This is a genomic window from Polaribacter sp. M10, from assembly GCF_054968445.1.
In genome coordinates this window covers 514,776-530,258 of sequence record NZ_JBSSBG010000001.1, presented here as the reverse complement: position 1 = coordinate 530,258, position 15,483 = coordinate 514,776, and the positions used below count along the sequence as shown (strand labels likewise).

Sequence of the window (15,483 nt, the reverse complement as noted above, 5' to 3'; positions counted from 1 at the left end):
GCTAAAAGCGGGCATATTATTGATTACAAATATAATACTTTAGAATGATTCTAAACAAGTTATTTTGCGCTATATTCTTGTTTTAGTATGGCCACATCATTCTTTAATTTTTCCATATCCTTTTTTTCTGTACCATCGTAAAAACCACGAATTCGTCTTTCTTTATCAATTAACACAAATTGTTCTGTGTGTATAAAATCGTTTTCACCTCCATCACCATCTTCAATAACTGCAAAATAACTTTTTCTGGCAAGCTCATAAATGTGTTTTTTAGAGCCTGTGGTTACATTCCATTTACCATCAATTACACCCTTATTAATTGCATATTCTTTTAAAACAGCAACACTATCTATAACAGGAGTAACTGAATGCGATAAAAACATTATGTCATCATCATCTTTATAAAACTCTTGTAATTCACTCATATTGTAAGCCATTGCAATACAAATATTTGTACAACGTGTAAAGAAAAAATCGGCCACATAAATTTTGTTTTTATAATTTTTATTGGTGATTATTTCTCCATTTTGATTTGTTAATTCAAAGTCTGCAATGGTGTGATCTTTTGTAATATGTTTTACAGAAACATCTACCAAACTAGGATTAACATCAGCAGGACTATAAATTTTAAGTTTTTTATCAACCTTTAATAAATGATAAAAAACGGGTAATGAAACTGCCGAAAAAACAATTAAAAATACTAATGTTGATTTGCTTTTTTTGAAGAATTTAAAATCCATTAAACGAGTTATTTCTGCAAATTTAAGGCTTAAAAATAGCCTAAAAAAACAGCAAGAAATAAATTTACCTTAAAATGTTTGTTAAAAATAAAAATCAACCTTAAATAGTTCTTTTTATCCTCTTTTTAAAAACGTACATTTGTGCGTTTTTTAATTATGATTTAACGCTGAATGGAAATATTAGTAAAAGCATCGCAATTTATACTAAGTTTATCTTTATTAATTGTTTTGCACGAATTAGGGCACTTTATCCCTGCAAAATTGTTTAAAACAAGAGTAGAAAAATTCTATCTATTTTTTGATTATAAATTTTCTTTACTTAAGAAAAAAGTTGGAGACACCGTTTATGGTATTGGTTGGATTCCTTTAGGAGGATATGTAAAAATATCTGGAATGATTGATGAAAGTATGGATACTGAACAAATGAAACAACCAGCACAACCTTGGGAGTTCCGCTCTAAACCTGCTTGGCAACGTTTAATTATTATGCTTGGTGGTGTTTTTGTAAACTTTGTTTTGGGTATTTTTATTTACATTATGTTGATGTATGCTTATGGAGAAAAGTACTTGCCAAATGAAAATGTAAAAGATGGTATTTGGGTACAAGACTCGCTGGCTATGAATTTAGGTTTACAAACGGGTGATAAAATTTTAACTATTGATGGACAGAAAATTAAAAAATTCTCTGGTTTAACTTTAGAGTTTATCAACGGAAATAATTTTCAGATTGAAAGAAATGGTGTTATCATTGACAAGGAAATTCCTACGGATTTTATTTCTCAATTAATGGATCGTGGCAGAGAAGCAGGTGCATTTTTATACCCACGTTATCCGTTTGCAATTGCAGAAATTTCAGAAGATTCGCCAAATATTGATTCAGAACTTAAAGCGAAAGACATTATTACTGCTATAAATGGTAATGCTTTAAAATATTATGATGAAGCAGAAGAAGTATTATCTAATTACAAAGGACAAGAAGTAACTGCAACCATAAAAAGAGGAACTGAAATTAAAGATATTACTTTAAAAATAACAAACGAAGGTAAAATTGGTGTTGCATTTGCAGGATTAAAATACAAAGATTTAGAAAAATTAGGATATTATGATTTAGCTGATATCGAATATTCTTTTGCAGAAGCAATTCCTGCTGGTTGGAACAAATCTTGGAAAACTTTAACAGATTACGTAAAACAATTAAAGAAGATTTTTAACCCAAGTACTGGTGCTTATAAAGGTTTAGGTGGTTTTATTTCTATTGGTAGTATTTTTCCTGATGAATGGAGTGCAGAATCTTTCTGGAACATTACAGCTTTCTTATCTATTATGTTAGGTTTTATGAACCTTTTACCAATTCCGGCTTTAGATGGTGGCCACGTTGTATTTACGCTTTGGGAAATGATTACAGGTAAAAAACCTGGTGATAAATTTTTAGAATACGCTCAAGTAGTTGGTTTTGTTTTATTAGTTGCACTGCTACTCTTTGCAAACGGTAATGATATTTTTAGGCTATTTAAATAATCTATAAAATTTTATAATATTGAAAAACCTCGCAAATGCGAGGTTTTTTTAGTTTTAAATAGAACGATTTATGATTGGAAACCAAGTATACCTTGTGTTGCATTTATCGCAGGCATAAGAGTGTGTACCTGGTATTAGTTTTACATACCAATCCCTTTTCATTCTATATCTTGATGTAGATTTACATTTGGGACAAGCTTTCATAATTAGTTAATTTAGTTTAGACCCCATTAAGGTAACTAATTATCAAATAGTTAACAAGTCCTAAATTACCCAATATGTAATCTAAATTAATATTAAAGCGCTTGTTTGAGTTTCTACTAAATCTATAGTTTTAACATTAATTCTTAACAACCCAGATAAATTCTTATTAAAATTTTAAAGTTGAAATGATAATAGAAGCTTGATTTTATTTATAAATGGAAGTAAGGCTATAATTTTTATAAATCTTTGAGATATTCATCGATAGAATAAATAAAATAAAAAAACCAGAACAATTTCTTGTTCTGGTTTTCATTTTATATTTAAAACTGTCAGTTAAAATGCCTGACAATTTAAAAGCTAAACATCAGCTAAATTCTTAGTTTTGATCTGCCTCAGTTAAGTTTGGATTGGCATCAATTTCAGCCTGTGGAATTTTCCAAATCCAATCATCATTAACAGATGGTTTGTCTTGCATAAATCCGTCTCTATATAAAACTTCAGAAGCTCCAGAATTGGTCATATCAATTCCTTCATCCCAACGAATGTGATCGTGGAAACTGAAACCTTCTCCATAAAGTTCTACAGCTCTTTGCCATTTAATATGATCCATTAAAGCATCTTGAGTTGTAAAAATAGATGCATCATATGCAGTATCTCTACTAGAACCAAAAGTTTGTAATACTGCTTGTGCTCCTGAAATATCGTTTAACATAGCTTTTGCTTCTGCTTCGATTAAATACATTTCAGATGCTCTCATATAAATTACATCATCTGGGTCTATAGTTCCAGGATTAGCTTGTAAAAATTTAACAGCCATATATGGGTGAGTATTATGACCAGTTGTCATACCATACTCAGTAATAATAGCTTCCCAAGCATCCCAAAAATCGTCTGCATTATCATAATTAGGATCAGTTTCGAAACTACCTCCAAGGCTATTAGACGCAGAAGAATTTGTATTTGGAGCTAAAGGTAAAGCCATATTAATTCTAAAATCCGTATCTGGTATAGCATCGTAAACTTCTTTATTGATTAACTTAGGATTACTTCTATTCTGGCTACCGTTAAAAGTAGGAGAAATATAGTAGAAATACGATTGGAAGTAATTTGTTTCAGAATCAATTACTGTACCTGCCCATATTACTTCTGATAAGCTTGCAGAGTTAAAGCCTGATAACCAAGCAGACTCTGTTAACAATGGAAAACCATCTCTTGCTGCTGCTGCTGCTGTAGCTGCACCTGCCCAATTACCTTGAGATAAATCTACTCTTGCTTTAATACCCTGAGCAGCATTAATAGATAAGTGAGATTTATTATCAGGGCTAGAAGCACCGTTAAAAAAGCTAATTGAATTTGCAATATCTGCATTTATTTGATCGTAAATAACTTGTACAGTAGATCTTGGCTCACTTGTATAAGGTGCACCAGCAACTAATAATAAAGGAACTCCAGGATCTGTAGAAGGCGTACCAATTAAGTATCCTTTAGCATAAGTAGTAACTAATTGGTGATAAGCCCATGCTCTGTAAGCGTATGCTTGACCAAGAATATTTCTAACATCTGGATCTGCAGTTTCATAACCTTTATCTTCAATTTGGTTTATTAAATTATTTGCTGTTGCAATAAAGTGATAACGCTCATACCAAAAGTTATTAACAGTTGTAAAATTTGCATTTGTATGTGTTAACCACTGTAAATCACTTCTCATCCAACCATTACCTGGTGATGAGTGAATCATTCCTCCACCCATAGCATCTAAAGATGGCATAAAGTGACTTTGTCCACTTCTACTTGAAGCTGTTCCTGGTAATGGATTTTGAGAATACATTTGTCTATGCAAACCATTTAACACCAAAAACATATTATCTACACTCGCAAATGCGGCGTTCTCTGATATAGAATCTGTTGGTGTAGTTTCCAGAAAATCTTCTGAACAACCCGTAACAAAAACTACAAGTAACCCTAAAATTAATAGGTTTATTTTTCGTAACATATTGTAATATTTTTATTTATTAATTATTTTTTAAAAAGATAAGTTTAAACCCATAGTAATTATTCTAGAAGGGTTAAAATCATTACCACTTTGAGTACCAGCTAAGTTATACTGAGGGTTGATACCTTTTCTTTTTGCGCTTATAAAAAGGTTTTCTCCTGAAACTGAAAAACGTAACGTGTTTAAACCTAATTTTGCTGCTATTTCTTTATCTACACTGTAACCAAAGTTAATATTTCTTAAAGCTATGTAAGAAGCGTCAGTTAAGAAACGAGTAGAACCAGCAACAGTTTGATTTGGGTTACCATTTTCTAAACGAGGTACATCTGTAATATCTCCTGGATTTCTCCAAGCATTTTCAGCATCAACGTGTAAAGATCTACCATAAGTACCAGCATGCATTACATTAGAATAACCACCATCTAAAATTTTACCTCCAATTCCGTATGTGAATAAGAAATCTAAAGAAAATTGCTTGTATCTGAAAGAGTTAGAAATTGAACCAATTAAATCTGGTATACTACTATCTCCTGTATAAGCTTCTCCTGCTTCTTGATAATCGTTAGTAGTAGATTGAGTACCATCTGCATTTAACACAGGAACTCTAGTACCATTTTCTAAATCATCTTCAAACATATAATAAAGAGCGTCTCCATTATCTGGATCTACACCTGCATAGTGATAAATGTAAAAATCATATCTAGATCTACCAACTTCCCAACGTTTAGAACCGTTATCTGCAGGGCTATCTAGTTTTGTAATTTCGTTCTTTAACGTAGAAGCTTGTAATGTTAAATCCCAGTTAAAATCTTTCGTTTTTAATAAGTGACCTGTTAATCCTATTTCGATACCTTGGTTATAAATATCTCCTAAGTTTGTAGGTGCTTCATTTAAACCTTCAGAAATTGGAATTGGTAAATTATATAATAAATCTTTTGATGTTTTTTTATAGAATTCTACAGAACCATCTAAGAAATTATTAAACAAACCAAACTCTAAAGCAACATCCCAACTAATTTGGTTTTCCCATTCTAATAATGCGTTACCAGTGCTACTCCAAAAAATACCAGGTGCACCTGCGTTTGGATAAATTGTATATAAAGCTTGAGAAGCATAGTAACTACCAATTCTTTCGTTTCCTATCTCTCCATAAGAAGCTCTTAACTTTAATCTATCTACAAAAGATACATTTTCCATAAATTTTTCTTGGTCTATTCTCCAAGAACCACCTACTGAATAAAAAGTTCCCCAACGTGAATCTTTAGCAAGTCTAGATGTACCATCTCTTCTTACAGAAGCACTTAAGTAATATTTACTATCAAAGTTGTAGTTTAATCTTGCAAAATAACCTTCAATTCTGTGGTCAGTACTACTACCATCTACGTTATCTCCAGCTGCAAAATTATCAAACTCATAAATACCTGTTGCAGTTTGAGTATTTGCAATACCACCCATTGCAGAGAAATTTCTATCCATACTTTCATGACCTAAAGTAACATCTAAGTTATGTACATCATTAAAAGATTTTCCATAAGATAAGATCTGAGTAAAGTTTTCAATTACTCTTCTATATCTGTCTTCGCTATATCTACCTGTTGGAGCCCCATCACCTACGATTTCGTTTTCATATCCTTTAGTGATATTATCTTGGATATCTCTACCATAAGTTACTTTAGCTTTTAAACCATCTAAAATACTAACCTCTAAATAATTTCTAAATCCATAAAGGTTTAATCTATTAACATCTTCGTTTAAAATTAACTCAGCAATACCATGTCTACCTGGGTTGTATGGTCTTGTTTGAATGTTATAATCAGGGTATCCTTCTCCTAAATCATATAGTGGATTTCCAGATGCATCATTAATAATTGCACCATTATTATCTACTTGATAAACTGGGTAAATAGGACCTAAATCTGTTGCCCAGTTAAATGGATTAACTATAGATCCAGAACCTCCACTTGTTGGTCCATGAGAATCTGATGTTGTAATGTAAGCACTACCACCAATAGAAATACTTTTAGTTGGCTGAAAATCAGCGTTAATTCTATTTGTAACTCTCTCATAATCACTTTCTATAACGTAACCTTTTTCTCTTAAAAAAGACGCAGAGTAAAACACATTGTAGTTGTCTCCTCCAGAAGCAACATTTACAGAATGATTTTCTCTAGAACCTGTTCTTTCTAAATAATCGAACCAGTCTAAAGATTCGTATTTAAGATTTGCATTAGGATTTATTTTACCATCAGTACCAACAATTTGATCGTTTGCAACATCAAAAGGATTGTATCCTAATTGGTTAAATATTGTAGCAGAAGCTTGAGCCTCTACATCAGTACCACTTAACGTATTCTTGTAAGCTTCCCACATTAACTCGTAGTAAGATTTTGCTCCTACTGTTTCGTAATTATCAATAGCTCTTGTAATAACACTATATTGTGTTGATGCATTTACAGCTAATTTACCTTTTTTACCTTTTTTAGTAGTAATAATAACAACACCATTTGCAGCTCTAGAACCATATAATGAGGTAGATGCAGCATCTTTTAATACTGTCATAGACGCAATATCATCTTGGTTGATTGAACTAAGAGATCCATCAAATTGCATTCCATCTACAATATATAGTGGAGCTGTACTACCATTTAACGTACCTACACCACGAATAACAATACCTGGTGAAGAACCTGGTTGACCAGAAGCAGAAATAAACTGAACCCCTGTTGCTTTACCTTCTATGGCAGCAATTGGATTGGTAACAGTTCTAAGTGCTAATTCTTTTTCGCCAACTACATTAGCAGAACCTGTAAAAGCTTCTTTTGTTGTAGTACCATAAGCAACTACAATTACTTCTTCTAACACACTACTATCTTCTACCATTGATACATTGATAGTAGTAGAATTTCCAACAGTTTTTTCAGCTGTTTTATATCCTAAGTAACGAAAAACTAAAACATCACCTTTTGCTGCTGATATTTTATATTTTCCATCAAAATCAGTTTCTGTACCAGTAGAAGTACCTTTAATAAGAATACTTACCCCAGGTAAAACCCCTGATTCGTCAGAAACAGTTCCAGTAACCGACAACTTTTGTGCACTTATTGATGTAATAACTCCCAAGAGAAATACCAACAACAACGCTTTTTTGTTAATTTGTTTCATAAAAAATTTGAATTGATTTATATTAATATGTAACGAAACTAAAAATTTTGTTAATATAATTCACTTCAATTTCAAATTTTAACAATAGCAAATACGCGTATTTAACGTTTCGTTAACTTTGTTGCCATGTTAAAATTTAATTGAAAAAGAGGATAAAACTTACTTTTCTCTAACTATTCTGCACCATATAAGCGTTTTAGATTACAGATTTTAAATAGCATTTATAAAAAAACCTCTAAATGCATTTTAACATTTAGAGGCTTTTATATACTTAAGTAAAATAGTGTTAATACAGTACCCTAAATTTAATAGTACCTTCTACTGCTCTTAACTCGTCTATAACTTCTTTATTGTACTCTTTATCTAGATCAGTAATTACATAACCAACTTTAGGATCTGTAGATAAATATTGACCATTAATATTCAATTCGTATTTTGCTAAAATCTTATTGATTTCTGCCATTACTCCTGGAACATTTTTATGAATATGTAAAAAACGATGTGCGTTTGTTTGTCTTGGCAAACGAATATTTGGGAAATTTACAGCATCTACAGTATTACCTGAGTTAATGTAAGCCATAATTTTACTAGGTACAAAGTCTGCAATATCTCTTTGTGCTTCTTCTGTACTTCCACCAACGTGAGGTGTTAAAATTACATTTGGCAATCCTCTTAATTCTGTTTCGAACTCGCCATTTTTTCTTGGTTCAGAAGGATAAACATCAATTGCAGCACCTGATAATTTTTTACTTTTTAGTGCAGCAACCAAAGCAGGAATATCTACCACAAAACCACGTGCTAAATTTACAAGCACTGCACCATCTTTCATTTGTGAAATTTCTTTTTCTCCGAAGAAATTTTTGTTAGCTGCATTATCATCTACGTGTAAACTTACAGCATCAGAAATTGCTAAAAGCTCTTCTAAAGAACTCATTTTTGTAGCATTCCCTAAAGAGAGTTTATCTTCTACATCATAATAATAAACATCCATACCTAAGGCTTCTGCTAAAACTGATAATTGTTTACCAATATTACCATAACCTACAATACCTAATTTTTTACCACGAACCTCTCTAGAACCTGCAGCTGTTTTTTGCCACTGACCATTATGTATTTCTGTGCTTCTTTGAAAAACAGAACGCATTAACATAATAATTTCTCCAATAGCCAATTCTACTACAGAGCGTGTATTACTATAAGGTGCATTAAAAACAACAATTCCTTTTTCTTTACAAGCCTCTAAATCAATTTGCTTTGTTCCTATACAAAATGCACTAACCACCATTAGTCTTTCTGCAGCATCTACTACTTTTTGGGTTACTTGTGTTTTAGAGCGGATTCCTAAAACGTGTACATCTTTTATTTTTTCTATCAATTCATCTTCTGATAAACTTTTAGAAACAGTTTCTACAGAAAATCCATCTTTAGATAACTTTGCAAAAGCATCTGGATGCACATTTTCTAATAATAATATTTTAATTCGGTTCTTTGGGTAACTTATATTTCTTGGCAACTTGTTAACGTATAAAAATTCATCTAAATTTGGAGCAATATGGTCTGCGTTTTTTGTGGTTTTATCTCTAGAAACATTTTCTGTGTATGCAAAAAATTTGTCTGCTACACCTGCTTCTCGAGTTACATAATCGCTATAACCATCTCCAATTACTTGTATTTCTCCTTCAAGGTTCATATCACTTAAACACTTGATTTTTCCATTGTGTTGTGATAATGGATTATTAGCATCAAAGCTAACAATTTTTCCATCAGTATCAAATTCAAAAGTATTTGCAAATACTCTTTCTGATGGAATGTTATATTCTGCAACAATAGGGTCTATAAATTCTTTAAATCCACAGGAAATTACATAAATATCGTCTGCAAAATCTTCAAAAAACTCTTTATTACTTTCTATAGATTTAGAAACTTGTTTTTTTAAAGCTTTAATTAATCCTTCTAAATCAGATTTATTAGCATTTAATAACTTAATTCTTCTTTCTAAAGATTCTGTAAAAGAGATTTCACCATCTATTCCTAAATTGGTGATATCTATAATTTGCTGAATAATTTCGTCTTTCTTAGGATTGTTCTCTAGCGTAATTTCTGCTAAAACATCTAAAGCCTCAACACGAGTTAAGGTGCTGTCAAAGTCGAAAATGTAATTTCTTTTTGTAGTAATCATTACTTTAAAATCTTGGTTGAATTTAAGTGAGTAAATCTACAAATATAGTAGGGAATTAAGAAGTAAGTTTTCAGTTTTATGATATAAATTTAATTAATGCATTTCTGTAAAAAACATTGTAAAAAAAAGGCGCTTTTTAATTAAATATTATCAAATCCTAAAAGTATGATCCACCAAACTATTGGCAAAGATTCTACATAAAACGAACTATAGTATTTAGATTGGTCTGCTTTTGCTCTCATTACGAATAATATCACCAAAAAAAAGAAAATCATAAAAGGTGTTTTTTGTGTATTTGAAGACAAACTTAGATACTCTAAAATCAATGAAAAAACCATTAAAATTAAGCCCAATCTTTTGGTTTTTTCTATACCTATTTTTCTTGGTATAGTTTGCAAGGAAATTGCATCATATTTAACATCTCTAATATCAAAAGGCAAAATTAAAACTACCACTATTAAGAAACGCTGTATGGTTAATAAAACAGTATTAATGGATATTTGTTTTTCTACATCTATAACAGGAATTAAAACTGTAAATCCTGCCCAAACTAAAGCTACCACTACTATTTTTAAATAACTTACTTCTCTTAGGGTTTTATCAAATCCGCTTAAAAAAGGCACTCCATACAATACTGTTAAGATTACAAAAGGAATTGTTATTATTAAAGTATTTATAGAAATTTGATAGGCATAAAATCCCATCCCTAAAAAACAAAAAAAAGAAAATATTTGAATTGCTTTTAAGCTATTTGTTAGACTTCTATGATGCAATTTGGCCACACCTGCATATTTTACAAAATTATACCCTGTTATGGTTCCAAAAAATATAAAATAATTTAAGTTTTTGTTATAAGGTAGATCAAAATAAATTTCTGTAATTCTTAAAAATGCATAAACTGCTAAAGCAACGTGAATGCTGGCTTTAATATAAAAATCAAAAAAATATTTTAAGAATCTCATTTTACAAAAGTAAAGTATATGTTAATAACATTTTAATTTGGTTAATAATTAACAGAGTTTTATCATTTTTAATAGAAGTTTAAGACTCTTTAAATGACTATTTTTGTAGTTTTTAAAATCGACAAAATTTGTTAAGAATTTAACCAACTAAATCGATTGAAATAAGACTTTAAAAACTTTATTTAATGAACACAAATTCGTTTCAACTAAGGCATATAGGGCCAAATATAAATGAACAGAAAAAAATGTTACAAGCTATTAACGCAGATAGTTTAGAACAACTGATTTATGAAACCGTACCCGATAATATTCGTTTAAAAGATGATTTAGATTTAGATCCTGCAATGAGCGAATATGAGTATTTACAACACATAAATGCTCTTGCCAATAAAAATAAAGTGTTTAAAACCTATATTGGTTTAGGGTATCATGAAGCGATTGTGCCAAGTGTAATTCAGCGTAATATTTTAGAAAATTCAGGTTGGTATACAGCATACACACCTTACCAAGCAGAAATTGCTCAAGGTCGTCTAGAAGCCTTGTTAAATTTCCAAACTATGGTTTGTGATTTAACAGGAATGGAACTAGCAAATGCTTCTTTATTAGACGAATCTACAGCTGCTGCAGAAGCCATGGCTTTGTTGTTTGATGTTAGAGAACGTGCTAAGAAAAAAGCGGGTGCCAATAAGTTTTTTGTTTCTGATGAAATTCTGCCACAAACCTTATCTTTATTACAAACACGCGCTACTCCTATTGGTATTGAGTTAGTAATTGGTAACCACGAAGCATTTAATTTTGATGATGATTTTTTTGGTGCAATTTTACAATATCCAGGTAAATTTGGTCAAATTTTTGATTATGAAAACTTTGTTGCCAAAGCCAATGATAATGATATTAAAGTAGCAGTGGCTGCTGATATATTATCACTTGTAAAATTAAAAGCTCCTGGTGAATTTGGTGCTTCTGTAGTTGTAGGAACCACCCAACGTTTTGGAATTCCTTTAGGTTATGGAGGGCCTCATGCAGCGTATTTTGCTACCAAAGAAAAATACAAAAGAAGTATTCCTGGACGTATAATTGGAGTAACCAAAGACATGAATGGTAAACGCGCTTTGCGTATGGCATTACAAACTAGAGAACAACATATTAAAAGAGAAAGAGCTACTAGTAATATTTGTACTGCGCAAGTTTTATTGGCTGTTATGGCTGGTATGTATGCTGTTTATCATGGAAAAGACGGTTTGCAATATATTGCTGATACAGTGCACAATAAAACAAAATTAGTTGCAGATTTTTTAGAAAAGGCTGGTTTTAAACAACTAAACTCTTCTTATTTTGATACACTTTTAGTAGAAATTGACGCCATCAGATTAAAACCAATTGCAGAATCTTTTGAGGTAAACTTTAATTATGTTTCTGATAATTTGATTTCTGTTTCTTTAAACGAAGCAACTACTCAAAAAGATTTAATGACTTTGTTTACCATTTTTGGACAATTAAAAAAACGTCCAAATCCTGTAAAAGAAGAAAATTACGATACCTTTTCTCAAATTTTAACTCAAGAACCTTTTCATTCGGATTTTGAAGTTATTGAAGGTGCTGTTGCTAGAAATACATCATTTTTAGAAAGCGAGATTTTTAACACGTATCATTCAGAAACAGATATGATGCGTTACATAAAAAAACTAGAACGTAAAGATTTGGCTTTAAATCATTCTATGATTTCTTTAGGTTCTTGTACCATGAAATTGAATGCTGCCTCAGAAATGTTGCCTTTAAGCAATCCTAATTGGGGAAATATTCATCCTTTTGTACCTTTAAACCAAGCGCAAGGATATCAAGAAGTTCTTAAAAAATTAGAACATCAACTAAATATTATTACGGGTTTTGCAGGTACTTCTTTACAGCCAAATTCTGGTGCTCAAGGTGAGTTTGCTGGGTTAATGACAATTAGAGCTTACCATCAATCTAGAAACGAATCACATAGAAATATTTGTATTATTCCTGCTTCTGCTCATGGTACAAACCCTGCTTCTGCTGTTATGGCTGGTATGAAAGTGATTGTAACCAAAACTGCCGAAAATGGAAATATTGATGTTGCTGATTTACGTGAAAAAGCAGAATTGCATTCCGATAATTTGGCTGCGTTAATGGTTACTTATCCTTCTACTCATGGAGTTTTTGAAAGTGAAATTAAAGAAATCACCAAAATTATTCACGATCATGGAGGGCAAGTGTATATGGATGGTGCAAATATGAATGCTCAAGTTGGTTTAACAAATCCTGCAACAATTGGCGCAGATGTTTGTCATTTAAACTTACACAAAACTTTTGCCATTCCTCATGGAGGAGGAGGTCCTGGAGTTGGGCCAATTTGTGTTGCACCTCAACTAGTACCTTTTTTACCTACAAATCCTGTTATTGAAACTGGTGGAGAAAATGCAATTACAGCCATTTCATCAGCTCCTTGGGGTTCTGCTTTAGTGTGTTTAATTTCTTATGGATACATAACCATGCTTGGTTTTAGAGGATTAACCAACTCAACAAAAAATGCCATTTTAAATGCAAACTATATTAAAGAACGTTTGCAAGGACATTATGAGACTTTATATACAGGGGAAAAAGGACGTGCAGCTCACGAAATGATTATTGATTGTAGAGATTTTAAACAAAAAGGGATTGAAGTTGTAGATATTGCCAAACGTTTAATGGATTTTGGCTTCCATGCTCCAACAGTTTCTTTTCCTGTAGGTGGAACCATGATGATTGAACCTACAGAATCTGAATCTATTGCTGAACTTGATCGTTTTTGTGATGCTATGATTTCCATCCGTGAAGAAATTACAAATGCAACGAAAGAGGATGCAAATAATCCTTTAAAAAATGCACCTCACACTCAAGAAATGCTAACTGCAGATGAATGGAGTTTTCCATACAGCAGAAAACAAGCCGCTTTTCCTTTAGCGTATATTGCTGAAAATAAATTTTGGCCAACCGTAAGAAGAGTAGATGATGCTTTTGGAGATAGAAATTTAATCTGTTCTTGTAATCCAATTGAAGATTATATGTAGAAGAAATTATGTCTTAAAAAAATTACATAAATAACTATTAAATTATCATTGATAAATAAATAAATTTGATAGTTTTATGAATTGTTATAGACATACAAAAGAAAACGTATCATTAATTGATTGATTATTTAGATGAAGATTAGCTTAATAGATTCTAATGAAAATAGAATTTTACAGAATGATATCATTAGAAAAATTAGAGATTTAATAAACTCTAAAAATTTAGAACGTGGAGAAAAGCTACCTTCTGAACGTGTTATTTCTGAAAAAATTAATGTCAAAAGAAATCATATTAAAGAGGCAATTAAAAGGTTAGAGTTTTATGGTGTTGTAAAATCAATATCGCAAAGTGGTACTTTTTTAACTATTGGCTTAACAGGGTTTAACGGAATTGTAGAAGAAATATTAACAATAGATTCTCCTTCTTTTGTAGAACTGGCAGAAACTAGAATTTCTCTAGAATTAAAAACTGTTGCGTTGGCTTCTCAAAGAAGAACAGAAGAAGATTTAATTAGAATAGAAGAAACACTTAAAGCATTTGAATTAAAAATTACTAACGGACAAGATTATTTAGAAGAAGATTTATTGTTTCATTTGGCAATTGCTAAAGCAAGTAAAAACAGTACAATGCTTTCTGTTATGCTTTTAATAATACCACCAATTTTAGATACTTATGAAAGAGATGCCGTCTGCGATGGCGATCAAGTAATTACAGAAATAAATAAACATAAAGATATTTATTTAGCCATAAAAGCAAAAGACACTAAAAAAGCTGAAGAAATGATGCAAAAACATTTCTTTAAATTATGTAAATTTATAGAAAACAATAAAGCTTAAAACAGGCTTATGTTACTGATAAACTAACATTTAAATCAATCAAATTTACCTTTTAGTTTTACTTATTATTTATAACTAAAATAGTTTATTTGATTTTTAGAATTAATCCGTTTAAAATAATTTAGACGGATTTTTTTTATCATTAATAAACCTCAAAACACCAAGTAACTATTTTCTCTTTTTTATTCGTTAAATCTATTGATAAAAGTTCTTTTTTTGATTTCACTTTAAAGTTAAAAGGAGGTTTTAAAACATCCAATCCGCTTTGTTTTTTTAGTCTGATTCCCTGCCCTGAAATAATATCTTTATTGGGCTCAAAATCCCCTTTTGGAATATGTTCTGTGAGTACAATATATTTATAATTGATTAATTTGTTTAGAATATTTTCAACTTCCACATTCGATAAATGTTGTAAAACCTGCCTAATTACAACACAATCTGCCTTTGGTAAATTGTCTTTTGCAATATCCAAACATCTAAATTCTAAATTATCCGCTTTATATTTTTCTGTATTAAAATTGATTAAATCTTCAACAATATCAATAGCAATATAATTTTTAGAGTATGTGTAGAGCTCTTTACCAATATTAAAATCGCCACAACCCAAATCTAACACTGTTAGAGAAACATCAAAAGAAGTGAAAAAAGATTTTACCTTATTTATATATGGTTGCACCAATTCTGGATGATGAGAGCCAAAACCAGAATAAAATTCAGTTTTTTTTCCTCCCCAAAGATTCAAGTCATAGATCTGCTCCATTGCCTTTTGAGTTGGCCAAGGTTTTTTATTTTTTTTGATTTTGTTTTTTAACTTATC

9 protein-coding genes are annotated in these 15,483 nt (G+C 30.9%); 3 read left to right on the top strand and 6 right to left on the bottom strand.

What is annotated here, in order from left to right; genetic code table 11:
• Window positions 1–59: 59 nt before the first annotated feature.
• Window positions 60–740, bottom strand: a complete 681-nt coding sequence (locus tag ACWYN7_RS02325) for an SCO family protein (protein ID WP_462858224.1) — start codon at window positions 738–740, stop codon at window positions 60–62.
• Between the two features lie 171 nt (window positions 741–911).
• Between ACWYN7_RS02325 and rseP the strand changes: the two genes are divergently transcribed.
• Window positions 912–2,258, top strand: a complete 1,347-nt coding sequence (gene rseP, locus ACWYN7_RS02320; protein ID WP_462858223.1) for an RIP metalloprotease RseP — start codon at window positions 912–914, stop codon at window positions 2,256–2,258.
• A gap of 580 nt (window positions 2,259–2,838) precedes the next feature.
• Here rseP and ACWYN7_RS02315 read toward each other — a convergent pair.
• The 4 genes from ACWYN7_RS02315 to ACWYN7_RS02300 form a co-directional block, all read right to left on the bottom strand.
• Window positions 2,839–4,455 carry a RagB/SusD family nutrient uptake outer membrane protein gene (locus ACWYN7_RS02315; protein WP_462858222.1) on the bottom strand — a complete coding sequence of 539 codons (1,617 nt, stop codon included), beginning with the start codon at window positions 4,453–4,455 and terminating at the stop codon, window positions 2,839–2,841.
• Window positions 4,456–4,485: 30 nt separating this feature from the next.
• Window positions 4,486–7,617, bottom strand: coding sequence for a SusC/RagA family TonB-linked outer membrane protein (locus ACWYN7_RS02310; protein ID WP_462858221.1), 3,132 nt, complete (start codon window positions 7,615–7,617; stop codon window positions 4,486–4,488).
• Between the two features lie 286 nt (window positions 7,618–7,903).
• Window positions 7,904–9,796: a phosphoglycerate dehydrogenase gene (gene serA, locus ACWYN7_RS02305; protein ID WP_462858220.1), complete on the bottom strand. Its 1,893-nt coding sequence runs from the start codon at window positions 9,794–9,796 to the stop codon at window positions 7,904–7,906.
• A gap of 140 nt (window positions 9,797–9,936) precedes the next feature.
• Window positions 9,937–10,758: a UbiA family prenyltransferase gene (locus tag ACWYN7_RS02300; protein WP_462858219.1), complete on the bottom strand. Its 822-nt coding sequence runs from the start codon at window positions 10,756–10,758 to the stop codon at window positions 9,937–9,939.
• A 185-nt stretch (window positions 10,759–10,943) separates the two neighbouring features.
• Between ACWYN7_RS02300 and gcvP the strand changes: the two genes are divergently transcribed.
• Window positions 10,944–13,829 carry an aminomethyl-transferring glycine dehydrogenase gene (gene gcvP / locus ACWYN7_RS02295; protein ID WP_462858218.1) on the top strand — a complete coding sequence of 962 codons (2,886 nt, stop codon included), beginning with the start codon at window positions 10,944–10,946 and terminating at the stop codon, window positions 13,827–13,829.
• A 132-nt stretch (window positions 13,830–13,961) separates the two neighbouring features.
• The gene (locus ACWYN7_RS02290) at window positions 13,962–14,666 is read left to right on the top strand and encodes a FadR/GntR family transcriptional regulator (protein WP_462858217.1); all 705 of its coding nucleotides are present in this window, start codon (window positions 13,962–13,964) and stop codon (window positions 14,664–14,666) included.
• Between the two features lie 142 nt (window positions 14,667–14,808).
• Here ACWYN7_RS02290 and ACWYN7_RS02285 read toward each other — a convergent pair whose 3' ends face one another.
• Window positions 14,809–15,426 carry a class I SAM-dependent methyltransferase gene (locus ACWYN7_RS02285; RefSeq protein WP_462858216.1) on the bottom strand — a complete coding sequence of 206 codons (618 nt, stop codon included), beginning with the start codon at window positions 15,424–15,426 and terminating at the stop codon, window positions 14,809–14,811.
• Window positions 15,427–15,483: the final 57 nt, after the last annotated feature.

Bases quoted from the DNA above. Each gene is read 5' to 3' on its own strand.
- ACWYN7_RS02325 (WP_462858224.1), bottom strand. From the start codon at position 740: ATGGATTTTAAATTCTTCAAAAAAAGCAAATCAACATTAGTATTTTTA.
- rseP (WP_462858223.1), top strand. From the start codon at position 912: ATGGAAATATTAGTAAAAGCATCGCAATTTATACTAAGTTTATCTTTA.
- ACWYN7_RS02315 (WP_462858222.1), bottom strand. From the start codon at position 4,455: ATGTTACGAAAAATAAACCTATTAATTTTAGGGTTACTTGTAGTTTTT.
- ACWYN7_RS02310 (WP_462858221.1), bottom strand. From the start codon at position 7,617: ATGAAACAAATTAACAAAAAAGCGTTGTTGTTGGTATTTCTCTTGGGA.
- serA (WP_462858220.1), bottom strand. From the start codon at position 9,796: ATGATTACTACAAAAAGAAATTACATTTTCGACTTTGACAGCACCTTA.
- ACWYN7_RS02300 (WP_462858219.1), bottom strand. From the start codon at position 10,758: ATGAGATTCTTAAAATATTTTTTTGATTTTTATATTAAAGCCAGCATT.
- gcvP (WP_462858218.1), top strand. From the start codon at position 10,944: ATGAACACAAATTCGTTTCAACTAAGGCATATAGGGCCAAATATAAAT.
- ACWYN7_RS02290 (WP_462858217.1), top strand. From the start codon at position 13,962: ATGAAGATTAGCTTAATAGATTCTAATGAAAATAGAATTTTACAGAAT.
- ACWYN7_RS02285 (WP_462858216.1), bottom strand. From the start codon at position 15,426: ATGGAGCAGATCTATGACTTGAATCTTTGGGGAGGAAAAAAAACTGAA.